Annotated in this window: 23 protein-coding genes; 15 read left to right on the plus strand and 8 right to left on the minus strand. The window is 64.2% G+C overall.

Features of this window, described 5'->3' with window-relative positions:
• The first annotated feature begins 8 nt into the window (after positions 1 to 8).
• Entirely contained in the window at positions 9 to 170 is a 162-nt protein-coding gene (locus J2X53_RS01345; protein WP_349035687.1) for a hypothetical protein, read from the plus strand.
• A 14-nt stretch (positions 171 to 184) separates the two neighbouring features.
• Positions 185 to 2,401, plus strand: a complete 2,217-nt coding sequence (locus J2X53_RS01350; protein ID WP_349035688.1) for a glycosyltransferase family 2 protein — start codon at positions 185 to 187, stop codon at positions 2,399 to 2,401.
• Positions 2,402 to 2,418: 17 nt separating this feature from the next.
• Here the strand turns inward: J2X53_RS01350 and J2X53_RS01355 are convergent, their stop codons facing one another.
• Complete coding sequence (locus J2X53_RS01355; RefSeq protein WP_349035689.1) at positions 2,419 to 2,880, minus strand: SH3 domain-containing protein; 462 nt, start codon at positions 2,878 to 2,880, stop codon at positions 2,419 to 2,421.
• A 143-nt stretch (positions 2,881 to 3,023) separates the two neighbouring features.
• On the opposite strand from J2X53_RS01355, the gene parC reads away from it, so the two are divergent.
• Positions 3,024 to 5,327 (plus strand): DNA topoisomerase IV subunit A, encoded by a 2,304-nt coding sequence (parC, locus tag J2X53_RS01360; protein WP_349035690.1) that lies wholly within the window; start codon positions 3,024 to 3,026, stop codon positions 5,325 to 5,327.
• A gap of 46 nt (positions 5,328 to 5,373) precedes the next feature.
• Here the strand turns inward: parC and bhcR are convergent, their stop codons facing one another.
• Positions 5,374 to 6,189: an HTH-type transcriptional regulator BhcR gene (bhcR, locus tag J2X53_RS01365; RefSeq protein WP_349035691.1), complete on the minus strand. Its 816-nt coding sequence runs from the start codon at positions 6,187 to 6,189 to the stop codon at positions 5,374 to 5,376.
• Positions 6,190 to 6,343: 154 nt separating this feature from the next.
• Between bhcR and bhcA the strand changes: the two genes are divergently transcribed.
• The 6 genes from bhcA (at position 6,344) to J2X53_RS01395 (ending at position 12,563) form a co-directional block, all read left to right on the plus strand.
• Positions 6,344 to 7,534 carry an L-aspartate--glyoxylate aminotransferase BhcA gene (gene bhcA, locus J2X53_RS01370; protein WP_349035692.1) on the plus strand — a complete coding sequence of 397 codons (1,191 nt, stop codon included), beginning with the start codon at positions 6,344 to 6,346 and terminating at the stop codon, positions 7,532 to 7,534.
• Positions 7,535 to 7,637: 103 nt separating this feature from the next.
• A complete protein-coding gene (gene bhcB / locus J2X53_RS01375; RefSeq protein WP_349036273.1) occupies positions 7,638 to 8,609 on the plus strand; it encodes a beta-hydroxyaspartate dehydratase BhcB in 972 nt (323 codons plus the stop codon).
• 3 nt (positions 8,610 to 8,612) lie between these two features.
• A complete protein-coding gene (gene bhcC / locus J2X53_RS01380) occupies positions 8,613 to 9,776 on the plus strand; it encodes a 3-hydroxy-D-aspartate aldolase BhcC (protein WP_349035693.1) in 1,164 nt (387 codons plus the stop codon).
• Between the two features lie 94 nt (positions 9,777 to 9,870).
• On the plus strand, positions 9,871 to 10,830 hold the full coding sequence (bhcD, locus tag J2X53_RS01385; protein WP_349035694.1) for an iminosuccinate reductase BhcD: 960 nt from the start codon (positions 9,871 to 9,873) through the stop codon (positions 10,828 to 10,830).
• 84 nt (positions 10,831 to 10,914) lie between these two features.
• Positions 10,915 to 11,889, plus strand: coding sequence for a glyceraldehyde 3-phosphate dehydrogenase NAD-binding domain-containing protein (locus J2X53_RS01390; protein ID WP_349035695.1), 975 nt, complete (start codon positions 10,915 to 10,917; stop codon positions 11,887 to 11,889).
• A 236-nt stretch (positions 11,890 to 12,125) separates the two neighbouring features.
• Positions 12,126 to 12,563 (plus strand): GNAT family N-acetyltransferase, encoded by a 438-nt coding sequence (locus J2X53_RS01395; RefSeq protein ID WP_349035696.1) that lies wholly within the window; start codon positions 12,126 to 12,128, stop codon positions 12,561 to 12,563.
• Between the two features lie 19 nt (positions 12,564 to 12,582).
• Here the strand turns inward: J2X53_RS01395 and J2X53_RS01400 are convergent, their stop codons facing one another.
• From J2X53_RS01400 to puuE, 3 genes are all read right to left on the minus strand, one after another.
• Positions 12,583 to 13,059 carry an ureidoglycolate lyase gene (locus J2X53_RS01400; RefSeq protein ID WP_349035697.1) on the minus strand — a complete coding sequence of 159 codons (477 nt, stop codon included), beginning with the start codon at positions 13,057 to 13,059 and terminating at the stop codon, positions 12,583 to 12,585.
• 104 nt (positions 13,060 to 13,163) lie between these two features.
• Positions 13,164 to 14,006, minus strand: coding sequence for a bifunctional allantoicase/(S)-ureidoglycine aminohydrolase (locus J2X53_RS01405; RefSeq protein ID WP_349035698.1), 843 nt, complete (start codon positions 14,004 to 14,006; stop codon positions 13,164 to 13,166).
• Complete coding sequence (gene puuE, locus J2X53_RS01410) at positions 14,003 to 15,418, minus strand: allantoinase PuuE (RefSeq protein ID WP_349035699.1); 1,416 nt, start codon at positions 15,416 to 15,418, stop codon at positions 14,003 to 14,005. The genes J2X53_RS01405 and puuE overlap by 4 nt, the downstream gene beginning before the upstream one ends.
• Positions 15,419 to 15,573: 155 nt before the next feature.
• Between puuE and uraH the strand changes: the two genes are divergently transcribed.
• A complete protein-coding gene (gene uraH / locus J2X53_RS01415) occupies positions 15,574 to 15,927 on the plus strand; it encodes a hydroxyisourate hydrolase (RefSeq protein WP_349035700.1) in 354 nt (117 codons plus the stop codon).
• Positions 15,928 to 16,014: 87 nt separating this feature from the next.
• Entirely contained in the window at positions 16,015 to 17,481 is a 1,467-nt protein-coding gene (locus J2X53_RS01420; protein ID WP_349035701.1) for a hypothetical protein, read from the plus strand.
• A gap of 68 nt (positions 17,482 to 17,549) precedes the next feature.
• Here the strand turns inward: J2X53_RS01420 and J2X53_RS01425 are convergent, their stop codons facing one another.
• The gene (locus J2X53_RS01425) at positions 17,550 to 18,467 is read right to left on the minus strand and encodes a LysR family transcriptional regulator (RefSeq protein ID WP_349035702.1); all 918 of its coding nucleotides are present in this window, start codon (positions 18,465 to 18,467) and stop codon (positions 17,550 to 17,552) included.
• Between the two features lie 116 nt (positions 18,468 to 18,583).
• Here J2X53_RS01425 and J2X53_RS01430 point away from each other — a divergent pair, with 116 nt between their 5' ends.
• Positions 18,584 to 19,822, plus strand: a complete 1,239-nt coding sequence (locus J2X53_RS01430; protein WP_349035703.1) for a urate hydroxylase PuuD — start codon at positions 18,584 to 18,586, stop codon at positions 19,820 to 19,822.
• Positions 19,823 to 19,882: 60 nt separating this feature from the next.
• Here the strand turns inward: J2X53_RS01430 and J2X53_RS01435 are convergent, their stop codons facing one another.
• Positions 19,883 to 20,995, minus strand: a complete 1,113-nt coding sequence (locus tag J2X53_RS01435; RefSeq protein ID WP_349035704.1) for a zinc ABC transporter substrate-binding protein — start codon at positions 20,993 to 20,995, stop codon at positions 19,883 to 19,885.
• A 155-nt stretch (positions 20,996 to 21,150) separates the two neighbouring features.
• On the opposite strand from J2X53_RS01435, the gene J2X53_RS01440 reads away from it, so the two are divergent.
• Genes J2X53_RS01440 through J2X53_RS01450 form a run of 3 tightly spaced genes read left to right on the plus strand, consistent with a single transcriptional unit; the run spans position 21,151 to position 23,181 of the window.
• Positions 21,151 to 21,618: a transcriptional repressor gene (locus J2X53_RS01440; RefSeq protein ID WP_349036274.1), complete on the plus strand. Its 468-nt coding sequence runs from the start codon at positions 21,151 to 21,153 to the stop codon at positions 21,616 to 21,618.
• Positions 21,618 to 22,397, plus strand: coding sequence for a metal ABC transporter ATP-binding protein (locus tag J2X53_RS01445; RefSeq protein ID WP_349036275.1), 780 nt, complete (start codon positions 21,618 to 21,620; stop codon positions 22,395 to 22,397). Before J2X53_RS01440 ends, J2X53_RS01445 begins: the two co-directional genes overlap by 1 nt.
• Positions 22,390 to 23,181 (plus strand): iron chelate uptake ABC transporter family permease subunit, encoded by a 792-nt coding sequence (locus J2X53_RS01450; RefSeq protein WP_349036276.1) that lies wholly within the window; start codon positions 22,390 to 22,392, stop codon positions 23,179 to 23,181. The genes J2X53_RS01445 and J2X53_RS01450 overlap by 8 nt, the downstream gene beginning before the upstream one ends.
• A 73-nt stretch (positions 23,182 to 23,254) precedes the next feature.
• Here the strand turns inward: J2X53_RS01450 and J2X53_RS01455 are convergent, their stop codons facing one another.
• A complete protein-coding gene (locus J2X53_RS01455; RefSeq protein WP_349035705.1) occupies positions 23,255 to 24,292 on the minus strand; it encodes a PRC-barrel domain-containing protein in 1,038 nt (345 codons plus the stop codon).
• Between the last annotated feature and the right edge of the window lie 328 nt (positions 24,293 to 24,620).

Here is a 24,620-nt window from a genome sequence, read left to right on the forward strand (position 1 = left end):
TGACATGATTGACATGCCTGAGCATTTTCTTCAAGTTTCTGGAATGTTTTGGTGAAAGGTATGCAGCGGTGGAACTTTTCTTGGTGTTGCTGGCGGCGCTTGGTTTGTTGGGGGCTGGTTTTTCCGCCTCGGCAGATGACCCGGAGCCTGATAATCCGGAAAGTCTCTGACGGGCCAGACCATCGTGTCAGACAACCGGCTGGCGGTTATCGTTCCGTTCTACAATGAAACGGCCTATATCGGGCTCGCGCTGAATTCCATTCTGTCGCAGGGCATCCCCGACACCGAAATCATCGTCGTCAATGACAACCCGGCGGTCTATGACGAAGCGGCGTTTGACCGCATGGGTTTGCCCGCATCGGTGCGGGTGTTGCACCATCCTGAAAACCTTGGCCTCTCAGCCGCGCGAAACACCGGCATCGCGGCCACGCAAGCCCGCCGAATCGCCTTTCTCGACGCGGATGACTACTACCTTGCCGAAGGTCTGGCGGCGCAGCTGACCTTTGCCGAACAGACCGGGGCCGACATCACCCATGCCAATTGTTGCCTCAGCAATGTGGGGTCACCGGCATTGACCCTGTTGCCGCGCGACAAAAAGCTGTTCTCGCAGGAAAAGACCGGGGCCGGTCTAAAAGGCGTGGAACATGCTCAGTTCATCACGTCGTCCTGGTCGTCGATCTATCGGCGTGATTTTCTGGTGGCGCGCGATCTTTTGTTCGACGAGGCGCAGGCCAAATTCGAAGACCGCCTGTTCGTTCTGCAAACCGTGACCGCGGCCGAGCGTATTGCCTGTCTGGCAAAGCCTGTCCGCGTCTGGCGGCGGCGGGCCGGGTCCATTTCGGTGACAAAGCCGGATCTGTTCATTCACCGTCTGCAAATCCAGCTTCTGGAAAAATGCATGGCGCACATGCGCGGATACGCAGCCCAAACCGATGTGCCCCCGCGGTTCCTGCGGCGCGAGCTGTTCAACACCCTGTCGCGCCTGATCTGGGATCTGGACCTGTTGCCGCTGGTCGCGCGGGGCGATGATCCTGCCTATGTCGATCTGGGCCAGCGGATCACGGCCCTGTTGGGAGAGGATCGGTTCGGCCAGCAGATCTTTGACGATCCGGTGCTGAAGCTGGTGTCGCGGGTCGGCATGCAAACCCGCAAGCTCAACATCCGGCGACTGGATTTCTTTGACATTCACCGGCAGTTGCGCGCTGGCGACATGCCGGGGGCGGTTGCCAGCATAGAGGCACGCCGGACGGTCAGCGCAGCACCTGCGGTGTTGTCGGGGGTGCGGGGGCGGCATCTGGTCCTGCATGTCGGCATGCACAAGACCGGGTCCACCTATTTGCAGCGTGCGCTTCTGGCCCGTCAGGGCCGCCTGCGGGCCGCTGGGGTCCTGTTTCCCAAAACCGGCCTTGCCGGAGATAGTTTCTTTGCCGTGCGTCAGGGCGGGTTTCCCGGCCACCTTGGTCTGCTGGTCGCCGCGCGCAACCGTCAGGACGAAGTCTGGAGCGAACTGGCCGCTGAAATAAAGGCATCCAGGGCCAGGACCGTGATCCTGTCTTGTGAAAACATGCTGGCCCCGATCACCGATGACCGCGACGCCTTGCTTGCGGCCCTGTTCCACCGGCTGGCCGATTTTGAAACCTGTCAGGTCGTGGCCTTTGCCCGCCGCCCCGATCACTGGGCCGAGATGTTCTATCGCGAAATGGTGTGCAACGGCCAACGGCGTGGCGCGCGCAGCCTGCAGGAGTTTCTGGTTGATTACGGGGCGGCGCTGACGGATTTTCCGGCCCTGTTCGCGCCGTTCGAAGCGTTTTCCGGTCGTCCGGTGATCTTGATGGATCACGACAGAATGGCGCGGGAAAACGGGCATTGGCCAGCGTTTGTGGCGGCCGCCGGCCATGAAGCGCTCGCCAATGACCCGCCCGAGCTTGCGCCGAACCAGAGCTATCCGACACCTGACCGGGATCAGGTCGCGGCGGCGCGCTTGCTCAACAGCATGCTGACCTCCGAGGAACAGCGCATGCTGGTGCTGCGTGGCTTCTTTGCAATCCATCCGCCCGCCCGTGACGCCCGGTCCGCGATTTCCCCGCAAGACCGGGCGGCGCTGGTCGATGCCTTTGCCGCAGGTTCAGCGGCATGGGCGGCGCAGCGTGGCTTTGCCCCCGACCTTGCCGCCATCCGCGCGGCCCTTGCGGCCGAAGTCTGGGAACCGCCCAGCGCCCTTTCGGGCGATACGCTGGAACGGCTGCTGCAAGCCCGTCTGCAAGTCGAACGCCCCGCAGCCGAGGCAGGCGCCCCGCCTGCAAACCGGTTCGAACTTGGGGATCGTGGCAATGGCGGGCTGACAATCCGGATCAGACCCCGGCCTTGGCTGTCACGCCTGCTGGGGTGGGTTGCGACCTGACACGTGCCGCCAGCGGTTCAGGGTGCGTCCGCAAGGAAAGAGATCGCCATATAGCCGTCGATGCCATCGCCTTCGACCCGCACGCGCGCCCAGCCATTCCCCTCGTCAGAGATCACACTCACCGCCTCGCCCCGCGTCAGCCGCCCCACCACAGCGTTCTGCGTGGACGGGCCAGAGCGCACGTTGACCGAGCGGCCGGTCACATATTTCACATCCTCGGCAACCGTGACCGCCGCTTCGACCGCCTTTGGCTGCGCAACCGGCGTGATCAGCGGCTGGGCCGGGGCAAAGACCGCCGGCACGATGCCGGCACCGCTTGCCGCCTGCACCGGTGCAGGTTCGGCCACACGGACCATCGGGGTCCGCACCGGCTGCCGGTCGTCCGCCATCAGGCCAAAGCGGGTCTGACCGCGATCCTGCCCGACAATCTGAAGTGTGACAAAAATTCCGGCGCAAAGCAGCAGCAGCAGACGGATCATGTGGGCACCCGATTCACCTATACACATATGGATATTAGCATAGCGCCCAACGCGGCAAAGGTGAAAACAGTTCCCGCCTTCCCCCTCTGCTTTCTGCGAATTTCGGTCTGGACCGATCCCGCCCCGCGCATTACACCACATCCATGTCAGATAAAGCCAATCCCCCCAAGATAGAGCCTGTCGAAATCGCCGAACCCCTGTCGCGCGCCATTGGGGAGCGGTATCTGACCTATGCGCTGTCCACCATCATGCACCGCGCGTTGCCCGATGCACGTGACGGGCTCAAACCCGTGCACCGCCGCATCCTCTATGCCATGCGCGAGCTGCGGCTGTCGGCCACCAGTGCTTTTCGCAAATCGGCCAAGATCGCCGGTGACGTGATGGGCAACTACCACCCGCATGGCGACTCGGCGATCTATGATGCGATGGCGCGTCTGGCGCAGGATTTCAACGTGCGCTACCCGCTGGTCGACGGGCAGGGCAACTTTGGCAACATCGACGGCGATAACCCGGCCGCCAGCCGCTATACCGAGGCGCGGCTGACTGCGATTGCCGAAACCCTGATGGAAGGGTTGACCGAAAACGCGGTCGATTACCGCCCGAACTATGACGGCACGCTCGAAGAGCCGGTGGTCATGCCCGCCGCCTTTCCGAACCTGCTCGCCAACGGGTCCAGCGGCATTGCCGTCGGCATGGCCACCAACATCCCGCCGCACAATCTGGATGAGCTGATCCAGGGCTGCCACGCCATGCTGCGCAACCCCGACATTACCACCTCCGAACTGGTCGACCTGATCCCCGGACCCGATTTCCCGACCGGCGGCGTCATGGTGGAGCCGCGTTCGGTGATGCTCGACGCCTACGAGACCGGTCGCGGCTCGTTCCGCACCCGCGCCAAGTGGGAGGTGGAGGATCTGGGCCGGGGCACCTGGCAGATCGTCGTCACCGAAATTCCCTATCAGGTCGCCAAATCCAAGCTGATCGAAAAGCTGGCCGAGCTGATCCAGACCAAGAAAATCCCGCTCTTGGCCGATGTGCGCGACGAATCGACCGAAGATGTCCGCATCGTGCTGGAGCCCCGCGCCAAAACCGTGGACCCCGATGTGCTGATGGGCACGCTGTTCCGCAATTCCGATCTGGAAACCCGGTTCAGCCTGAACATGAACGTGCTGATCGACGGCAAGGTGCCAAAAGTCTGCAGCCTCAAGGAAGTGCTCAAGGCCTTCCTCGATCACCGCCGCAACGTGCTGCGCCGCCGGTCCGAACACCGGGTCGAAAAGATCGACCACCGGCTGGAGATTCTCGAAGGCTTCATCATCACCTTCCTGAACCTCGACCGGGTGATCGACATCATCCGCTACGACACCGACCCCAAGGCCGCGCTGATGCGCGAAGACTGGGGCAAGCCCCACGCCCGCGCCGTGTCGGAAAAAGACTACGTCACCCCCGCTCCGGGTGAGGGCGAGCTGACCGAGGTGCAGGCCGAGGCCATCCTCAACATGCGCCTGCGCAGCTTGCGCAAGCTCGAAGAGATGGAGCTGATCGCCGAACGCGATGCGCTGATGAAGGAACGCGCCGGGCTGGCCGATCTTTTGGAAAGCGACCGTCTGCAATGGAAGCAGATCGGCGTCGAGCTGGAGGCGGTCCGCAAGCAATTCGGCAAGGGCACCAAACTGGGCGACCGCCGCACCAAATTTGCCGAGGCGGGCGTGATCGAGGATGTGCCTTATGAGGCGATGATCGAACGCGAACCGATCACCGTGATCTGCTCCAAAATGGGTTGGATCCGGGCGCTGAAAGGCCATGTCGATCTGACAGCGGACCAGAAGTACAAGGACGGCGACGGCCCGCGCTTTGCCTTCCACGCCGAGACCACGGACAAGATTTTGCTCATTGCCGCCAATGGCCGATTCTACACGCTGATCGGGGCCAACCTGCCCGGCGGGCGTGGCATGGGCGAGCCGGTGCGGCTGATGGTTGATCTGCCCAATGATGCCGAAATCGTCTATCTGACCGTGTTCAGACCGGGGCAGAAGCTGCTGGTTGCCTCCTCCGCCGGCGATGGCTTCATCGTTCCGGGCGAAGAGGTGCTGGCCCAGACCCGCGCGGGCAAACAGGTGCTGACGGTGCGCGAAGGGGTTACCACGGCCGTGGTCACGGTGGCGCGCGGCGATCACGTGGCCGTTGTGGGCGAAAATCGCAAAGTTCTGGTGTTCCCGCTGTCCGAGCTGCCGGAAATGGCCCGGGGCAAGGGCGTGCGGTTGCAAAAGTACAAGGATGGCGGCCTGTCCGATGCCATCACCTTCACGCTGGCCGATGGTCTGACATGGAAAGACCCTGCCGGTCGCACCCGGTCGGAACCGGACCTGACTGAATGGCTCGGCCCCCGTGCCGGTGCGGGCAAGATGGCCCCGCGCGGCTTCCCGCGCGACAACAAGTTCGCCTGACACCACCCGCTCATCGCGCCCTCCGGGGCGCGAGGGGCGCGGCGTTTCAGGGCTGCTGGCCGCCCGTCGCCTCTGTCACCTGATCCGCCGCCGCCCGCACCAGCGCGCCGATGCGTGCGGTGTCCGTCAGGGCGATGCGGAACGCAGGCCCCGACACCGACAGCCCGGCCACCGGCTCGCCATGGCTGTTGAAAATCGGCGCCGCCACACAGCGCATACCTGTCGCGCGCTCCTGATCGTCAATCGCATAGCCCCGCGCCCTCGTGGTGGCCAGATCGCGCAAAAGATCGGCCTCGGTGCCCAGCGTCGCGTCGGTAAACCGCTCCAGCCCCTTGCGCTCGATCACCCGCCGCACCCTGATCTCGCCATACCAGGCCAGCAGCGCCTTGCCGATGCCGGACACATGCATCGGGGCCTTGGTGCCGGGCGGAAAAAACGCGCGGATCGCCTCATGGGTTTCGACCTGGCTCAGGAACAGCACCTCATCCCCGGCCTCGATGCCCAGATTGGCAGTCTCGCCGGTGTCGCGCATCAGTGCATCCATGGGTTGCCGCGCCCGTTCGACCACCTTGGTCCGGCGCAGAAAACTGTTGCCGACCCGGAACGCGCCCGGCCCGACATACCACAGCTGCCCGCCTTCCTCGTCTTCGACCATGTTGTGCCCGGCCAGAGTGACCAGCGCGCGAAACACCGTCGCCACCGCCTCGCCACTCTCGGCCGCCAGTTCCGACAGCGACAATCCGGGCCGCGCCGCCACCAGTTCCAGCAGCGTCAGCCCCCGGTCCAGCGCCTGCACCGTGTTCTGATCGGTCTTGTCGTGAAACGCCTTCGGGCGACCACGGGGGCGGGGGGTATCGGCCATGTCTCACACCTGCGGGTTCTGATGAAAAACGCTTACCAGCTGATATAGCAGAAAAATAGCGACCTCCCAATAAAATGAAAAACCTTTTCGAAAAAATTGTCCCACTGTGTTACATCGCCTAAGATCAGCTCAATCAAAGCTTGGAGGAGCCGTCATGCAGTCCCAGAACCCCGTCTTCATCCCCGGCCCGACCAATATCCCCGAGGGGATCCGCAAGGCCTGCGACATGCCCACCCTCGACCACCGCTCCCCAGCCTTTGCCCGGCTGTTCCGGCCAGCGGTGGCAGGCGTGCGCCGGGTGCTGAAGATGACCGAGGGCGAGGTCATCATCCTGCCCTCCACCGGCACCGGCGGGTGGGAGGCCGCGATCACCAACACCCTGTCGCCCGGCGACACCGTGCTGGCCGCGCGGTTTGGCATGTTCAGCCACCGCTGGATCGACCTGTGCCAACGCCACGGGTTGCGGGTGCAGATCATCGAGACCCCTTGGGGGCAGGGCGCACCGCTGGGCAAGATCGAAGCCGCGCTGAACGCCGACACCACCGGCACGATCAAGGCGGTGCTGGCCACCCATAACGAGACCGCCACCGGCGTGCGGTCCGACATCGCAGGACTGCGCCGCGCGATGGATGCGGCGGGCCACAAGGCGATGCTGATGGTTGACGGCGTGTCCTCGATCGGGTCGATGCCGTTCGAGATGGCCGCATGGGGCGTCGATATCGCGGTGGCGGGCAGCCAGAAGGGGTTCATGTTGCCCGCCGGCCTTGCGATCCTCGGCGTCAGCCCCAAGGCGCTGGCGGCGATGGAGAGCGCCACCCTGCCGCGCACCTTCTTTGATTTCAAGGACATGCTGAAAAGCTACGCCGCAGGTGGCTTTCCCTATACCCCGCCGGTCGGCCTGATTGCCGGGCTGGCCCGCGCGGTTGAGATGCTGGAGGATGAGGGGCTGGACGCGGTCTACGCCCGCCACCACCGCCTTGCGACAGGCGTCCGCCGCGCTGTTGCGGCCTGGGAGATGACCCCCTGCGCGGTGTCGCCCGACCTGTACTCCGACACCGTAACTGCCGTGGTGGTGCCCGAGGGCTGCAACGGCACCGATCTGGTGAAGCTGGCGGCGGATAAGTACGACGTGGCCTTTGGCGTCGGCTTGGGCGAAGTGGCAGGAAAAGTGTTCCGCATCGGGCACTTGGGCATGCTCACCGATGTGATGGTGCTGTCCGGCCTTGCGACCGCAGAGATGTGCATGGCCGACCTGGGCTGGCCGGTTACGCTGGGGTCGGGTGTGGCGGCGGCGCAGGAGTATTATCGCGGGTCGTCTGTCGCGATGGCCATGGCGGCGGAGTGAGGCGTGACCGCCCGGGGCGCTGCCCGTCGCCGGCTGGTTCTCGAACCAGTGGCGCACCATCCGGCGACCCCGGAGTATTTGGGCCAAGATGAAAGACAAGACCATGAAGGATCTGGAGCCGATGTATATTCCGACATTTGACGATGTGATCGCGGCGCATGACCGTATCCGCCCGCATATCCACCGCACGCCGGTGCTTACGTCGAGCTATTTCAATGAGTTGGTGGGCGCGGAGCTGTTCTTCAAATGCGAAAACTTTCAGAAGGCCGGGGCGTTCAAGGTGCGTGGGGCCTGCAATGCGGTGTTCGGGCTGACCGAAGATCAGGCGCGGCTGGGGGTCTGCACTCATTCCAGCGGCAACCATGCGCTGAGCCTGTCTTATGCGGCGGGACGGCGGGGGATCCCGTGCAACGTGGTGATGCCGCGCACGGCCCCGCAGGCCAAGAAGGATGCGGTGCGGGGCTATGGCGGGGTGATCACCGAATGCGAACCCTCGACCAGCAGCCGCGAGGCGGTGTTCGCGCAGGTGCAGGCGCGGACGGGGGGAGAGTTTGTGCACCCCCACAATGACTCTCGCGTGATTGCCGGACAGGCGACCTGTTCGCGCGAACTGCTTGAACAGGTTGAAGAATTGGATTGTGTGATCGCGCCGATTGGCGGCGGCGGCATGATCTCGGGCACCTGCCTGACCATGAGTGCGATGGCACCGGGGGTGGATGTTTATGCCGCCGAGCCGCAGAATGCCGATGACGCCTATCGCAGCTTCAAGGCAGGGCGCATCATTGCCGATGACGCGCCCGAGACGGTGGCCGACGGGCTGAAGGTGCCGCTGAAAGACCTGACGTGGCATTTCGTGTCGAACCACGTGGCCGATATCTTCACCGCGACGGAAGGTGAGATCATCGAGGCGATGAAGCTGACGTGGCAGCGGATGAAGATCGTGATGGAGCCAAGCTGTGCCGTGCCGCTGGCCACCATACTGAAAAACAAGGATGTTTTCCGGGGGCGGCGCGTCGGCGTCATTATCACCGGGGGGAACGTCGATCTGGACACTTTGCCTTGGATGAAAGGGTAACACATGAACACGCACGCAGAACTCAAGGGCCTTGACGTGGGCTATGACATTCCGGCCCTGCCGGGGATGGATGAGGCGGATATCCAGACCCCTTGCCTTGTGCTAGATCTGGACGCTTTGGAGCGTAATATCAAGAAGATGGGCGACTATGCCCGCGCCCATGGCATGCGGCACCGGGTGCATGGCAAGATGCACAAATCGGTCGATGTGGCGAAGTTGCAGGAGGCCCTGGGCGGCTCTTGCGGGGTGTGTTGCCAGAAGGTGTCTGAGGCCGAGGTTTTTGCCCGGGGTGGCATCAGGGATGTGCTGGTTTCCAATCAGGTGCGCGACCCGGCCAAGATCGACCGGCTGGCACGGTTGCCGAAATTGGGTGCAAGAACAATCGTTTGCGTTGATATGCTGGACAACGTGGCCGACCTGTCAGCGGCGGCGGTGCGGCATGGGACCACGATTGAGTGTCTGGTGGAGATTGACTGCGGCGCCGGGCGCTGCGGGGTCAAGACCACGCCGGAGGTGGTGGCGATTGCGCAGGCGATTGACGGCGCGCCGGGGCTGAAATTCGCCGGGTTGCAGGCCTATCAGGGGGCGATGCAGCACATGGACAGCTACGAGGATCGCAAGGCGAAGATCGACCTTGCCGTGGCGCAGGTGAAGGATGCGGTGGACGGGCTGAAGGCCGTGGGGTTGGAGTGCGACATCGTGGGCGGCGGCGGTACCGGCAGCTATTATTTTGAAAGCAATTCAGGGGTTTACAACGAGTTGCAATGCGGCAGCTATGCGTTCATGGATGCCGACTATGGCCGGATTCTGGACAAGGACGGCAAGCGGATTGACCAGGGCGAGTGGGAGAATGCGCTGTTCATCCTGACCTCGGTCATGTCCCATGCAAAGCCCGACAAGGCGATTGTGGATGCCGGGTTGAAGGCGCAATCGGTGGATTCCGGGCTGCCGGTGATCTTTGGCCGGACCGATGTCACATATGTCAAATGCAGCGATGAGCATGGTGTGGTCGATGACCCGCAGGGCGTGCTGAAGGTCAATGACAAGCTGCGGCTGGTGCCCGGACACTGTGACCCGACCTGCAATGTGCATGACTGGTATGTGGGCGTGCGGGGGGGCCGCGTGGAAGTGGTCTGGCCGGTTTCTGCGCGGGGCAAGGCGTATTGAGGATGCAAATTGACCATAGGGTTTGCGTCTGGCCCGCGTCTGGCGCGGGTATGGCAAACGTCATGACGTGGGTGCGGGCATGTGGGGTGCGGGCATGAGGATTGTACCGGAAGCGCTGATTGCGGGGCTGGTGTCGGCTGAGGATGCCTTTGCGGCGGTCGAGGCGGTGTTCGCGGCCATGGCGCGCGGCGAGGCGTATAACTTCGACGTGGTGCGCGAAGCCTTGGGCGAGGGGCGGCAGTACGGGTTCAAGTCGGGGCTGGACCGGGTCGGCGGGCAGCTGGGGGTGAAAGCCGGGGGTTACTTTCCCGGCAATGCGGCGCGCGGGATCATCAACCATCAGTCAACGGTGTTTCTGTTCGACCCGGAGACCGGGCGGCCCACCGCCATGGTCGGCGGTGGCTTGCTGACCGCGTTGCGGACGGCGGCGGCAAGCGCCATTTCCATCGACCGGCTGGCGCGGCGCGATGCGCGGGTGCTGGGCATGGTGGGGGCCGGGCATCAGGCCGGGTTTCAGCTGCGCGCGGCGGCGCGGGTGCGGGCGTTTGAGCGGGTGATCGGCTGGAACCGGAACCCGGAGCGGCTGGACCGGCTGGGCGCGATTGCCGCCGAGCTGGGCCTGCCGTTCGAGGCGGTGCCGCTGGAGCGGATGGTCGAGGCGGAGGTGATCGTGACCATCACCTCCTCCCCCGTCACTAGCCTGCTGGACCGGCATGTTGGCCCCGGCACCCATCTGGCGTGCATGGGCACCGACACACGCGGCAAGCAAGAGGTGGAACCGGCGCTGCTGGGCCGGGCTGCGGTCTTTGCCGACGAGATCGCGCAGGCGGTGTCGATTGGTGAGGCGCAGCATGCGGTGGCTTTGGGCCTGCTGGATGCGACGGCGATCACGCCTTTGGGCGATGTGATCACCGGCAGGCATCCGGGGCGGAAGACGGCGGAAGAGGTGACGCTGTTTGATGGCACCGGCGTTGGCTTGCAGGATCTGGCGGTGGCGGCGATGGCGGTGCGCCGCGCGGTGGAGCGCGGGCAGGGCGCGGTGGTTGAGATCTGAGCGGGAAACCTTGTCCGGGTGACAAAGCTGCGCTTGCGTGTGGCGCGGGCGCGTGGTGATCCTGCGACACGTCAAGGGGGCATCATGCGGGTTTTCATCAACGGATTTGGCCGGATCGGGCGCTCGGTCCTTCGGGCATGGGCCCTGGCCCCGGCGCAGTGGCCGGGGCTGGAGGTGGTGGGGATCAACGATATCGCAGCGCCCGAGATGTGCGCCCATCTGTTCGAATATGACAGCGTGTTCGGCCCCTGGCGCGGCACGATTGGCCTTGAAAACGGGGATTTGGTTGTAAACGGGAAAGCGATCCCGCTGCACCGGGCGGGGGATCTGTCGGGCCTGGATCTGCGTGGCGTCGATGTGGTGATGGAATGCACCGGGCGGGCAGACAGTCATGACGTGGCCGCACGCGGCCTGCGCGCCGGGGCGCGGCGGGTGCTGGTCTCGGGGCCGTCGCAGGCGGCAGAGGTGACGGTGGTGCTGGGCGCGAATGATGAGGCGCTGGAGGATCAGGCCATCGTGTCGAATGCGTCCTGCACCACCAATGCGCTGGCGCCGCTGGTGCGGCTGATCCAGCGCGAGTGGGGCGTGGTCACCGGGTCGATGACGACGATCCATTGCTATACCGGCAGCCAGCCGACGGTCGATGCCCCGGCGGCGGATTATGCGCGCTCGCGTGCGGCGGCGCTGTCGATGGTGCCGACCACCACCAGCGCCTCGCGTCTGCTGGATCACGTTCTGCCCGACATCGCCGGGCGGATCGAAGGCTCGGCGGTGCGGGTGCCGGTGGCCAGCGTGTCCTGCATTGATCTGGCGGTGATGACGGCGCGGCCGGTGACGGCGGCGGCGGCGAATGCGGGGTTTCACGCGGCGGGGGGTGTCATCGGCGTGACCGACCGGGCGCTGGTCTCGACCGACCTGCGCGCCCGGCCCGAAAGCATCATCATGGCCACGCCGGAGACGCGGGTGACGCGGGGCGGGATGCTGCGGGTGTTTGGCTGGTATGACAACGAATGGGGATTCTCGAACCGGATGCTCGATGTCGCCCTGCGGATGGGGTGATCCCGGCGGGATCTGCCCTGACGTGATCTGATTGAGCGCGCCTGAGCGCGCAAGCCTTTGTGTCGCCTGCGGGCCCTTTGGCCCTTGGCTCCGCTGATGGGGGCGCTGCCCCCAAACCCCCGGAGTATTTGGCAAGCAGCAATGCCTGACAGGTTTTGCTGCTTGCCAAATACTCCCGCCGGAGGCGTCCGCCTTTTGGGCCGGGGACTGTTCGCTACGTGAAAAAGGAGAGGATGATGCAGATCCGCAAGCCTGAACCCGCCGACTTTGCTGCGTGGTCGGTGCTTTATGCCGGTTACGCCGGGTTTTACGGGGTTGAGCAGACCGAGGAGATGCGCGCGCGGGTCTGGGGCTGGATCCATGATCCGGGCCATGAGGTGGGCGCGTTGGTGGCGGAGCGGGCGGGGCAGGTGCTGGGGCTGGCGCATTTCCGCGCCTTTGCGCGGCCGCTTGCCGCCAGCACCGGCGGCTTTCTGGATGATCTGTTTGTCGATCCGGGCGCGCGGGGCAGCGGGGCTGCGGCGGCGCTGATCGCCGGGGTCGAGGCCGAGGGCCGTCGCCGGGGCTGGACGGTGATCCGCTGGATCACGGCAGAGACCAACTACCGCGCGCGGGGGCTTTATGATCAGGTGGCCACGCGCACGCCGTGGGTCACCTATGATCTGAAGCTGTAGCGCAGGGGCGTTGCCCGCGTCAGGGCGCGAGAACCGTCCAGCTGTCGCTGTAGCGGTGTTCTTGCAGGTTTGGCGTCGGGCCGATCCGGTCGATCACCGCAAACAATCCGGGGGCGTGCAGCGGGGTCAGCACCCCATGCCAGACGCCGCACCGCAGGTTGATGCCCTGCGCGCCATTGGTCAGGAAGGCGAGCGGCGTGGCATCGGGGCCATCGGCTACGATCACCAGAAACGGGTGCTGGGTCATCGGGACAAAGGCCTGCGAGCCGTCGGGGTGACGTTCGATCAGGTCGAACGTATAGGGCAGGGCGCGGGGGGTGGCCTGAAACACCGAGATCCCGGCGCGGCCTTCGGGTCCGAAATCGAGGCTGGCGCGGTCGTGGTGGCGTTGGCACATCCCTTCGTTGATCAGCCGGAAATCGCCGGTGGCGTCGAGGATGTCGCCATAGGGGGCGAAGGCCGTCGCGGTGAGGGGGGCCGGGGTGATGACCTGCATCGGGTGCGCCTTTTGGCTGATGGAGGCTGGGGGGCAGCCCCCTAGCCAGTGGTTTCTTGGACGGATGGCGTAACGACCGGCTGCCGCATCCTCCATCGGCGGGGTCAGCGCGGGCTGCCGAAGGCACCGGGGCCACGCAGTCTGGCGTGGCGGTTCACGTCCTTGTAAAGAAGATAGCGGAACGGGCCGGGGCCTGCGGCATAGCAGGCCTGCGGGCAATAGGCGCGCAGCCACATGAAATCGCCGGCTTCGACCTCGACCCAGTCCTGATTGAGTTTGTAGACCGCCTTGCCCTGCAACACGTAAAGCCCGTGTTCCATCACATGGGTTTCTTCAAACGGGATGGTGCCGCCGGGCTGGAAGGTCACGATATTGACATGGGCATCATGGCGCAGATCAGCGGGGTCGGCAAAGCGGGTGGTGCCCCAGACGTTGTTGGTGTCGGGCATGAAGGACACGGGCACATCGCGTTCGTTGATCAGGATCGGATCAGGCTTTGCGACGCCGGGGGCGGGTTCGTACAGCTTGCGCAGCCAGTGAAAGCGGGCGGGCGTATTGCCCTCGGCCAAGAGGGTCCAGCGGCGGCCTGCGGGGATATAGGCATAGCCGCCCGCGTCCAGCTCATGCCCCTGTCCGTCGATGGTCAGGGTGGCAAGGCCATCGGTGAAGAACAGCCAGTGCTCTGCGCCTTCCTCGGGGTCTGGTGCGTCAGAGCCGCCGCCGGGTGCGACCTCCATCACATATTGGCTGAAGGTTTCGGAAAATCCCGACATTGGCCGCGCGATCAGCCACAGCCGGGTGCGGGTCCAGCCGGGCAGCGCGCTGGTGACGATGTCGGAAAAGCACCCTTTTGGGATAAAAGCATAGGCCGGGGTGAACACCGCGCGCCCGGTCATCAGCTGGGTTTGCGGCGGCAGGCCACCGGGGGGGGAATAGTATTGGGTCATGGCAGGGTATCTTTCAGCCGCAGGAAAGCGATGCGTTCCACCTGTGCGCAGGCGGTGGTGAATTCGGTGGCGGTGTCATTGGCGATGCGCGCGGTGAAGGCCGCGAGGATGCTGTCCTTGTCATGATCGCGCACGGCGATGATGAAGGGAAAGCCGTGTTTTTCGACATAGTCGGTGTTCAGCTGCTGAAACGTCGCGCGCTCGGTATCGGTCAGCGCATCCAGCGCGGCACTGGCCTGTTCAGCGGTGGACTCCGGCGTCAGCCGCTTGGCGGCGGCAAGTTTGCCGGCCAGATCGGGGTGGGCGGTCAGCACCGCCAGCTTTTCCGTGGGGCTGGCGCTGCGGAACATCCGGGTCAGGGCAGAGTGAATGCCAATGGCGGAATCATGCGCCGGGCCGAGTTCGAGGTCATGGGCGCGTTCGGCGATCCATGGCGAATGTTCGAAGATCCCGCCGAAACGCGCGACAAAGCGCGCGCGGTCCATCTGGCTGGGCCGCTCGAAGCGCTGGTGCGGATGGGTCGCCGCCCAGTGCCGGGCGATGTCGATGCGGCGGGGGAACCAGACGCCCGCGTGCCCCTGAGCATAGTCGAGGAAGCGTTGCAGACCCGCGATCTTGCCCGGTCGCCCGACCAGGCGGTTGTGCAGCCCGATGGAAAACATCTTGGCCCGGCCCTCGGTGCCTTCGGCATAAAGGGTATCAAAGCTGTCCTTGAGATAGTCAAAGAACTGGCCGCCGGTGATATAGCCCGGCGCTGTGGCAAAGCGCATGTCATTGGCCTCCAGCGTGTAGGGAATGACCAGTTGGTCATGCTCGCCCACCTCGCGCCAGTAGGGCAGGTCGTCGTCATAGGTGTCGGAAATCCACGCCAGTTTGTGGGTCTCTGCCGTCAGGCGCACCGTGTTCATTGAGCAGCGCCCGGTGTACCAGCCTTGTGGCGGGGCTCCGGTCAATTCTTCATGCAGGCGGAAGGATTCGGCGATCTGGGCGCGCTCCTCATCCTCGGGCATGTCGCGGTGATCGACCCATTTCAAGCCGTGGCTGGCGATTTCCCAGCCCGCTGCCTGCATCGCCGCCACCTGCTCGGGGTTGCGCGCGAGCGCGCTGGTGACGCCGTACACGGTGACCGGCAGGTCGCGCCCGGTGAACAGGCGGTGCAGCCGCCAGAACCCGGCGCGTGCGCCATAGTCATAGATCGATTCCATGTTCCAGTGCCGCAGCCCCGGCCAGGGCGCGGCCCCGGCGATGTCGGACAGGAATGCCTCGGACTGGGCATCGCCGTGCAGCAGGTTGTTCTCGCCGCCCTCTTCATAGTTCAGCACCAGAGAGATGGCGATCTTTGCGCCGCCCGGCCACCTTGCATCGGGGGCGTCGGGGCCATGGCCGCGAAAATCTCGGGGGTAGCGGTTCACCGGGAAACCTCACTTTCAAGCATTGCCGCAGGATAGGCGGTAAATTACCCGCGTTTTATCAAGAAATTCGCGAAAGACATATTCTGTGATGACATGGTCGTATCGGCCCCCGTTTCGTGCTGTGATGCAAGCCGGAACCGATCAGGGAGTGGACGATGGGGCGGCTTTCAACACATGTGCTGGATACGGCATTGGGCAAACCGGCGGCAGGGGTGAAAATCTGGCTCTACCGGGTCAGTGGCAATGCGCACATGAAGATTGCCGAGGTTGTGACCAATGCTGACGGGCGCACCGATGGGCCACTTCTTGCCGGTGATGCGCTGAAGACCGGCACTTATGAGCTGGTGTTCTTTGCGGGGGATTATCTGCGCGCGTCCGGGCAATCGACGGGTGAGGTGTTGTTTTTAAACGAAATTCCGATCCGGTTTGGCGTGCCGGATGCCGATCAGCACTATCACGTGCCGCTGCTGATTTCGCCCTTTGCCTATTCCACCTACCGGGGCAGCTGACCCGGGTATCTGAAACCTGACCTTGCGCTCGGCGGTTAAAAGCGGTTTTGTCGCGCAATAACGACAGCAGTTTTCCGGGAGAGTTGGATGCTCAGGACCAATGTATTGATGACAGCGCCGGTGATGGCGTTTTTGATGTGTGGCACGGCGCAGGCGGCCTTGACCGTCGATCAGGTCTGGGCCGATCTGCAGGCCGCCGCCGTTTCCGGCGGGATGAAGATCACGGTGGCGACCGAAGTGCCGGGGGATGGTGAACTGACGCTGAATGGCGTGACCATCGCGCCCGACGGCAAGCCCGCCATTGCCACGATTTCCGAAGTGTCGATTGTCGAGCAGGACGACGGCAGCGTCGCCTTTTTCCCCGGCGAGATCAAATTGCAGAACACCGGACCGGCCAATGTGGTGATCAACCACGAAGAGCTGTCGGTCAGCGCGTTCGAGGATGCGGGCGGTCTGGGCTATGGCCTTGATGCCGACAGCCTGAACGTGGTGGTCAATGTCGTTGACGGCGACAGCACCTTTGACGGCGATTTCAGCCTGATCTCGGTCGGCGGGCGTTACACGCGCGGCGTTGACGCGCTTGGGATGGAAATGTCGGTCGATCAGCTGGTCTATGACATCAAGCAAAAAGACCCGGCGCTTGGCATCGACGGGGCGCAGACCAGCGACACCGCCGATCTGGTGATGACCGGCGAGCTGACGCTGCCCGAAGGCATCGACCTGATGTCGCTGCAAAACACCGAAGCCTTTGTTGCAGCGGTGCGGGCCGGTCTGGGGGTGACGCTGGAGGCGACGCAAGGTGTCTCCAAGGGCGACATGACCGACAACAACCCGATGCTGCCGATGAGCATGGTCTTTGTGGCAGAGCCGGGTGTTACCTCGGTCACCATGAATGCCGATGAATTCGATGTTGCCACCAGTGTCGAAGGCATGGAGCTGACCCTGCGCCCGCCAATGGTGCCGACCCCGGTGAATGCATCGACCGGGGCCTTTGTGCTGGGCCTTGGCATGCCGATTGTCACCGGCGACGAGGCCGGGGAGTATGGCCTTGAGCTGAAGCTTGAAAATCTGGTGGTGGATGAAGCCGGATGGGGCATGATTGACCCGACTTCCGTGCTGGAACATGGGCCGCTGGATCTGGCGCTCGATCTGGGCGGTGAGGCAAAGATCGACATGCTCGATCTGATCGTGGCCGGTGAGGCCGGCACCGAGCCAGCCGCGATGCCAGAGCTTCTGACGCTTGATATCCGCGCGCTGTCGCTCAAGGCGCTGGGGGCGGTCGCGACCGGCACCGGGGCGTTCACCTTTGACAACTCGATGGTCGCCGCAGGTGGCCCGCCGCTGCCAATCGGCACCGCCGATGTGCGGCTTGAAGGCGGCAACAAGGTGATCGACGCGATGATCAAACTGGGCGTCATCACCGAAGAGGATGCCATGGGCGCGCGGATGATGATGGCGATGTTCGGCAAGCCCGAAGGCGATGATGTGCTGACATCGAAGATCGAGGCGCGGGAAGGCGGGTCGATCTTTGTGAACGGCCAGCAGATCCAGTAACCGGCTCTTTGTGCTGAAACGCCCGCGCCAGATGGCGCGGGCGCTTTGCGTTTCTGCGGCCGCCCGGATCAGCCGTCAATCGCGCGGCGCAGCTCTTCCTTGATCTTGGCCGCCATGTAATCGGTGAACAGCCGCACCTTGGGGTCTTTCAGCCGGCGGTGCTGGCTGAGGCTCGACAGTTGCACCGCAATCGGCGGGGTGGCCACCGCCACCGGCACCAGCGTGCCCGCCCGCAGGTGGTCGGCCACTTCAAACTGCGGCTTCATCACGATCCCCCGCCCGCTGAGCGCCCATTGCGTCAGCACATCGCCATCATCGGATTCGTAGGGGCCGGAGATTTCAAACCGGCGCGGGCCTTCGGGGGTGGTCAGGGTCCACTGAAATTCCTTGGCCCCCGGATAGCGCAGGTTCAGGCAATCATGCCGGTCAGCGACCAGCGCCGCGCCATCGGTCGGCATCCCCCGCCGCGCGATGTACTCAGGGGCGGCGCACAGGATGCGGTGGCAATCGGCGATCAGGCGGACCTTGAGCGTGCTGTCCTCCAGTATCCCCAGATGAAACGCCACGTCGATGCCTTCGCTGACCACATCGACGCCGCGGTCCGACAGGCGCAACCGCACCTCGATCTGCGGATAGAGGTCCTTGAACGTCGGCACATGCGGCGCGATGAACCGCCGCCCGATGCCCAAGGGGGCCGCGACAAAGATCGTGCCGCGCGGGTTCTGCGTGACATCCATCACCGCAGATTCAGCATCCTCGATCGCCTCCAGTATCCGTACCGCGCCTTCGTAAAAGATGCGCCCGTTCTCGGTCGGTTGCAGGCTGCGCGTGGTGCGGTTGAACAACCGCACGCCGAGGTGCTTTTCCAGTTCCGAGATTCGGGCCGAAGCCACAGCGGGCGAGGTGCGCTGATCGCGCGCCGCCCCGCTCATGCTGCCCAATTCATAGACACGGACAAACATGCGGATGGTATTGACGTAGGACATCTGGGCACATCCCATTATATTGCCGGATTTGAAAGTGATCCGGCATTTCGCAGGATTAACAGAAGATGCCCGGGCGGTATAGCGTTTGTGCCAAAGGGCAGACGAGGGGACTGACGATGTATGATCTGGCGGTGATGTGGGAATGGGTCGAGATCGGCGTGCGCTGGCTGCATGTGATCACGGCCATCGCCTGGATCGGATCTTCGTTCTATTTCGTGGCGCTCGACCTGGGCCTGCGCAAGACCCCCAGCCTGCCGCCCTTGGCGCATGGCGAGGAATGGCAGGTCCATGGCGGCGGGTTCTACCACATCCAGAAATATCTGGTCGCCCCCGAGATGATGCCCGAGCATCTGACCTGGTTCAAATGGGAAAGCTACGCCACCTGGCTGTCGGGTTTTGCCATGCTGGTGCTGGTTTATTATCTGGGGGCCGAGATGTTCCTGATCGACCCGCAGGTGATGGAACTGGCCGTCTGGCAGGCGGTTCTGATCTCGCTGGCGTCGCTCGCCTTTGGCTGGCTGGTCTATAACACCCTGTGCCGGGTGTTCGTGAATGCCGATCAGACCGTGCTGATGGTGGCGCTGTTCGTGGTGCTGGTGGGCATGTCGTGGTTTTATACGCAGGTGTTTTCGGGCCGTGCCGCGCTGCTGCATCTGGGGGCGTTCACCGCCACGATCATGAGCGCGAATGTGTTCATGGTCATCATGCCCAATCAGCGGATCGTGGTGGCCGACCTGAAAGCCGGGCGCAAGCCGGACCCGAAGTACGGCAAGATTGCCAAGCAGCGCAGCACGCATAACAACTATCTGACGCTGCCGGTGATTTTCCTGATGCTTTCGAACCATTACCCGCTGATCTTTGCGACTGAGTATAACTGGATCATCGCGTCGCTGGTGTTCCTGATGGGGGTGACCATCCGGCACTGGTTCAACAGCCAGCATGCGCGCAAGGGCAATCCGCACTGGACATGGGGCGTCACCGCCATTCTGTTCCTGCTGATCGCATGGCTCTCGACCGCGCCGCTGCGCACGGTTCCGGAGCCAGAGGCCGCGCTGTCGGGGGCAGCGGTGCAGCATGCGGCGGCAGCGGGGTTTGACGATGTGGTGGGCATCGTGCAGGGCCGTTGCAGCATGTGCCACGCGGCGGAGCCGTCGTGGGACGGGATGCTCTGGCCGCCCAAGGGCGTGGTGCTGGAAACGCCGGCTCAGATCGCGCATGAGGCGCGGCGCATTTACATGCAGGCAGGGGTCAGCCACGCGATGCCGCCGGGCAACCTGAGCTATATGGAACCCGAGGAACGCCTTGCCATCATCCGCTGGTTCCGCGCGACGGGGCAGGGCGGGGTCGAGGGGTAAGTCCTTACCGATGGGGCCGGGTGCAGACCCGGCCCCTTTGCTCTCGGCAAGACGCGTGCGTCAACCGTTCAGGCAGGCCACGAGGTTGGTTGCCAGCGCCCGCATCAGGGCGTCGTAAGCCTTTGGGCCGGGCTCGATGGTGCTGCCCTCGGGGTCCAGCGCTGCGCCGATCCGGGCCGGGGTGCCATCGGCCATCTGCGTGACCAGCGCCGGGTCATGCTGGGTTTCGGGGAACAGACACAGCGCGCCATTGCCCGCAACGGTCTGCGACAATTCCCGCAGCCGCGCCGCACCGGGCGAGCTGGCATCGCCCAGTGCCACCGACCCGGCCACGGTCAGCCCGTAATGGCTGGCGAAATAGCCGTAGGCATCGTGATAGACGACAAAAGGTTTGTCCGCGATCGGGGCGAGGGTGGCCGCAAGCTCGCCGTCCAGTGCGGCAAACCGGGCTTTGGCGGCCTCGGCATTGGCTGCATAGGTCGCCGCGTTCTCCGGGTCCAGCCGCGACAGTTCGGCCGCGATTGTGCTGGCCCAGACCGAGGCATTCGCCGGGTCAAGCCAGGCATGCGGGTCAACCCCGGAGTGGGAATGGCCGTCGTGGTCGTCATGATCATGCCCGGCGTGGTCATCGGCCTTTGCCTCTTCGGCATGACCGTGGTCGTCTTCGCCATGGTCATGCCCGGCGTGATCGTCGGCGTCATGATCATGACCTTCGGCATGATCGTCCGCGTGGTCATCGTGTGCGTGATGATCTTCGCCGTGGGCTTCTTCGGCATGATCATGGTCATGACCTTCATCGCCATGATCATGGGCGCTGGTGTCGCCATAGTCCTGACGGTGCGTGCCCTTTGCCGCGAGCAGCCCAAGGCGCGGCACATCGGGTGACAGCCCGTCCAGTGCGCGCTCCATCCAGGGGGTCATCTCCGGCCCGATCCACACGACCAGCCCGGCATTGGCCAGACTCGCGGCCTGGCTGGGGCGCAGCTGATAGCTATGGGCGTTGGCGCCGCGATCCAGCAACAGCTCGGGCTGGCCCAGATCGCCCATGACCTGCGCCGTAATGGAATGCACCGGCGGGATGTCGGTCACCACCCGCGGCACCTCGGCCATGGCAGGCAGGATGGCGGCGGGCAGGGCGGTGCTGGCCAAGAGAAGGGATATGATATAACGCATCGGATAGGCCTTTCTGAACGTCTCTGTGCGCCTTATCTATGTTATATCATAACTGGTCAACCCGAGAGGAGTCCGCTGTGCCGCATGACCATGCAAAGGGCGATCATTCCCATGGACCTGCCGGGGATGACTGCCCCGGCTGCGCCACGCCCGATCTGGCCTTTGCCAGCCATGACCACGCGCATTGCGCGGCGGATGTGCTGGAGCGGGCCGAAGCTCTGGCCGTGGCCTCTGGCGCGCGGATGACCCCGGTGCGCCGCCGGGTGCTGGAGATTCTGCTGGAAAGCCACAAGGCGATGGGGGCCTATGACGTGCTGCAACGGCTGGCGGCTGACGGCTTTGGCAACCAGCCCCCGGTTGCCTACCGGGCGCTGGAGTTTCTGGTGGAACAGGGCTTTGCCCACCGCATCCGCCGCCTGAATGCTTTTGCCGCCTGCATGCATCCGGGCGAGGCCCATGCTCCGGCCTTTCTGATCTGCAAATCCTGCGACATGGTGGCCGAGGCCCCGGCGGCAGCGGTGCGGTCGGCGCTGGATGCCGCCGCCGCCGACATCGGGTTTGTGGTCGAGCGGTCGAACATCGAGGCGCTGGGGCTGTGCCCCGCCTGCCGCGTGGGGGCATGATGGGGCTGATCCGCGCTGACAATATCTGCGTGCGCTTTGGCGGGGCAGAAGTGCTGCATGATGTCACCATGGCGGTAAAGCCGGGCGAGATTGTCACCATCGTCGGCCCGAACGGCTCGGGCAAGTCCACGCTGTTGCGGGCGTTGCTGGGCATCGTGCCGGTGGCGCAGGGACGGGTGCAGCGCGCAGCGGGCCTGCGCATCGGCTATGTGCCGCAGCGTCTGGCGCTGGACCGCAGCCTGCCGATGACCGTCCGCCGCTTTCTGTCGCTGCCGGTCCGTGTCAGCGATGCGGCGGCGAGCCGGTCGCTTGCGCGGGTTGGCGTGCCCTCGGTTGAAGCGCTGCAGATGGCCAGCCTGTCAGGCGGCCAGTTGCAGCGCGTGTTGCTGGCCCGTGCCCTGCTGTCCGACCCGCAGCTGCTGGTGCTGGACGAACCGACGCAAGGGCTGGACCAGCCGGGCGAGGCCGGGTTCTACCAGCTGATCGAGGATGTGCGCGCCACCAGCGGCGTGGCGGTGCTGATGGTCAGCCATGACCTGCATGTGGTGATGGCGGCCAGCGACCGGGTGATCTGTCTGAATGGCCATGTCTGCTGCGAAGGCACGCCGCATGTGGTGTCATCAGCCCCGGAATACCGCGCGCTGTTCGGTCTGGGGACCAAGGGCGCGCTGGCGCTGTATCAACACGTCCATGACCATGATCACATGCACGATCATGACCACAGCCACGACCACAGCCACGACCATCCCCCTCACACACACGATCACAGCCATGTTTGACGATTTTCTGACCCGTGCCGCCCTTGCCGGGGTGGGCCTGTCGCTTGCCACCGGGCCTTTGGGATCATTCGTCGTGTGGCGACGGATGGCTTACTTCGGCGATGCAACGGCCCATGCGGCCATTCTGGGCGTGGCGATGGCGCTGGCCACCGATCTGCCGGTGGGCTTTGGCATCATGGTGGTATCGCTGGCCATGGCCGTCACCGTCGCCACGCTGGCGGCCAAGGGCTGGGCGATGGATACCACGCTGGGGGTGCTGGCGCATTCGGCGCTGGCCTTTGGTCTGGTGGCGGTGTCGTTCGTGCCGGGGGTGCGCACCGACCTGTCGGCTTGGCTGTTCGGTGATATTCTGGCCGTCAGCCGGGGCGATCTGGCCTTTGTCTGGGGCGGGGCGGTGGTGGTTCTGGCGCTGCTGGCCTGGCGCTGGCAAGCGCTGCTGACCGCCACTTTGAATGAGGATCTGGCGCATGCCAGCGGGCTGAACCCGGACCGCGAACGTTTGGTGCTGACCGTTGCATTGGCAATCGTGGTTGCAGTGGCGATCAAGGTGGTCGGTGCCTTGCTGATTGCCGCGATGCTGATCGTGCCCGCCGCTGCCGCCCGGGGGTTGTCGCGGACGCCCGAGATGATGGCGGGCCTTGCCATTCTGATCGGCGCGGTTTCGGCGCTTGGCGGGCTGCAACTGTCGCTCTGGCAGGATACGCCTGCCGGTCCGTCGGTGATTGTCGTCGCCGCCCTGATCTTTGCCGGCACCACAGCACGTGGGCGCAAGTTGACGGGCTGACGGTATGAAAAAGGGCGGGGTGGTTTTCACCACCCCGCCCGGCACTCTTAATCTACTAACCTGCAGCGGAGGATCAGCCCTGATATTCGGGCAGGGTTTCCAGCTGTTCCTGCGTCATCGTCACGCGGAAATAGTCGATCGTGCCACCAGCATTGCGCACAATGCTCAGGGCTTCGGAGCCGAGGGCAACACGACGTTCGCCGATCCCGAGGAAACCGCCAACATCGACCACGGCACCTTCGATGGCACCATCGGCAGCGATCGCAACGGCGCTGATTTCGCCGACATCCTCGTCATTCAGCCCGACCACACGCATACCGATCAGATCGGATTCGGTCATCGTGCTGAGATCAACCATCTCGCCATCGGCGACCATGCCATCGGTGGCCATCGTGCCGTCAGCAACGGTGCCGTCGGTCGCCATCGTGCCATCGGCAGCTGTGCCATCGGTGGCCATCGTGCCGTCAGCGGACGGGGTCAGCGCCGGATCGGTTGTTGCAGTACCATCGACAGCCATGCCATCGACCGGGGCCATCGGCGCGGTTCCGTCAGCCGGAGCCATGGTGGCGTCAACCGGCTCGGCTGCGAACACCATATCCGGGTTGAACTCTGGCGCACCTTCCAGTTCGGCACGGGAGCCGTGGAAGACGATGAAATAGTCATCTGCGCTGCTCGAGTCCGGTACCATCACCAGATCGTCCATCGACAGGGCAACGGTCTTTTGACCGATCCCGAGGAAGCCACCGAAATCTGCCAGCACGACCTGAGTTTCACCGTCGAGGGTGATGATCATGTCAGAAATCTCACCGGCGTTTTCCCACGCCGCATCCGCCGCAGCAAGCGCTTCAACCGGCATGGTCGAAGTGTCCTGTTCGGTCACGTAAATGGTCTTGCCGATGAAGTCAGAGGCACGGACACCATTGTTGACGCCTTCAAGGTAGGGCGAAGAGGTATCCATCGCGCCATCCGTTGGCATGGTTTCAGCCGGTGCAGTTTCCGCAGGCATGGTTTCGGCTGGCATGGTCTCAGCAGGCGGGGTTGTGGCGTCTTGCGCAAAGGCCGGCATGGCCATAGCCATCACGAGCGCGGATGTTCCAAAGAGCTTTTTCATGGTCGTCTCCTGTTCATGCGTAGACAGCAGCGGATTGGTCATTTGGGCGACCCTCTCTGCCGTCGGTATGAACAACAAACACCCCACACCGCGATGTGTTCCAGAAATGGTGCCGATTTTGTTTTTGTGCCCCGCACGGAACCCAAAGGGACCAATTGCGTTCGCGCCGGGTTTCAGAGTGCGGATCAGATCCGGACAGGGGGCTTGTCAGACTTCTGCAGCAGCCCCTGCGCGGATGCCAACCGTGCCCTGTCATCCACCAATGTCGTTTTCGTCTGTCAAAGGTCGGGGGATATTGCCCGCCCGCGCCGTGATCGGGCATTGATGG

The sequence above is a fragment of the Pseudotabrizicola sp. 4114 genome (assembly GCF_031457365.1).
In the GTDB taxonomy this organism is placed as follows: Bacteria; Pseudomonadota; Alphaproteobacteria; order Rhodobacterales; family Rhodobacteraceae; genus Pseudotabrizicola.

Bases quoted from the DNA above. Each gene is read 5' to 3' on its own strand.
- J2X53_RS01355 (WP_349035689.1), bottom strand. From the start codon at position 2,880: ATGATCCGTCTGCTGCTGCTGCTTTGCGCCGGAATTTTTGTCACACTT.
- parC (WP_349035690.1), top strand. From the start codon at position 3,024: ATGTCAGATAAAGCCAATCCCCCCAAGATAGAGCCTGTCGAAATCGCC.
- bhcR (WP_349035691.1), bottom strand. From the start codon at position 6,189: ATGGCCGATACCCCCCGCCCCCGTGGTCGCCCGAAGGCGTTTCACGAC.
- bhcA (WP_349035692.1), top strand. From the start codon at position 6,344: ATGCAGTCCCAGAACCCCGTCTTCATCCCCGGCCCGACCAATATCCCC.
- bhcB (WP_349036273.1), top strand. From the start codon at position 7,638: ATGAAGGATCTGGAGCCGATGTATATTCCGACATTTGACGATGTGATC.
- bhcC (WP_349035693.1), top strand. From the start codon at position 8,613: ATGAACACGCACGCAGAACTCAAGGGCCTTGACGTGGGCTATGACATT.
- bhcD (WP_349035694.1), top strand. From the start codon at position 9,871: ATGAGGATTGTACCGGAAGCGCTGATTGCGGGGCTGGTGTCGGCTGAG.
- J2X53_RS01390 (WP_349035695.1), top strand. From the start codon at position 10,915: ATGCGGGTTTTCATCAACGGATTTGGCCGGATCGGGCGCTCGGTCCTT.
- J2X53_RS01395 (WP_349035696.1), top strand. From the start codon at position 12,126: ATGCAGATCCGCAAGCCTGAACCCGCCGACTTTGCTGCGTGGTCGGTG.
- J2X53_RS01400 (WP_349035697.1), bottom strand. From the start codon at position 13,059: ATGCAGGTCATCACCCCGGCCCCCCTCACCGCGACGGCCTTCGCCCCC.
- J2X53_RS01405 (WP_349035698.1), bottom strand. From the start codon at position 14,006: ATGACCCAATACTATTCCCCCCCCGGTGGCCTGCCGCCGCAAACCCAG.
- uraH (WP_349035700.1), top strand. From the start codon at position 15,574: ATGGGGCGGCTTTCAACACATGTGCTGGATACGGCATTGGGCAAACCG.
- J2X53_RS01420 (WP_349035701.1), top strand. From the start codon at position 16,015: ATGCTCAGGACCAATGTATTGATGACAGCGCCGGTGATGGCGTTTTTG.
- J2X53_RS01425 (WP_349035702.1), bottom strand. From the start codon at position 18,467: ATGTCCTACGTCAATACCATCCGCATGTTTGTCCGTGTCTATGAATTG.
- J2X53_RS01430 (WP_349035703.1), top strand. From the start codon at position 18,584: ATGTATGATCTGGCGGTGATGTGGGAATGGGTCGAGATCGGCGTGCGC.
- J2X53_RS01435 (WP_349035704.1), bottom strand. From the start codon at position 20,995: ATGCGTTATATCATATCCCTTCTCTTGGCCAGCACCGCCCTGCCCGCC.
- J2X53_RS01445 (WP_349036275.1), top strand. From the start codon at position 21,618: ATGGGGCTGATCCGCGCTGACAATATCTGCGTGCGCTTTGGCGGGGCA.
- J2X53_RS01450 (WP_349036276.1), top strand. From the start codon at position 22,390: ATGTTTGACGATTTTCTGACCCGTGCCGCCCTTGCCGGGGTGGGCCTG.
- J2X53_RS01455 (WP_349035705.1), bottom strand. From the start codon at position 24,292: ATGAAAAAGCTCTTTGGAACATCCGCGCTCGTGATGGCTATGGCCATG.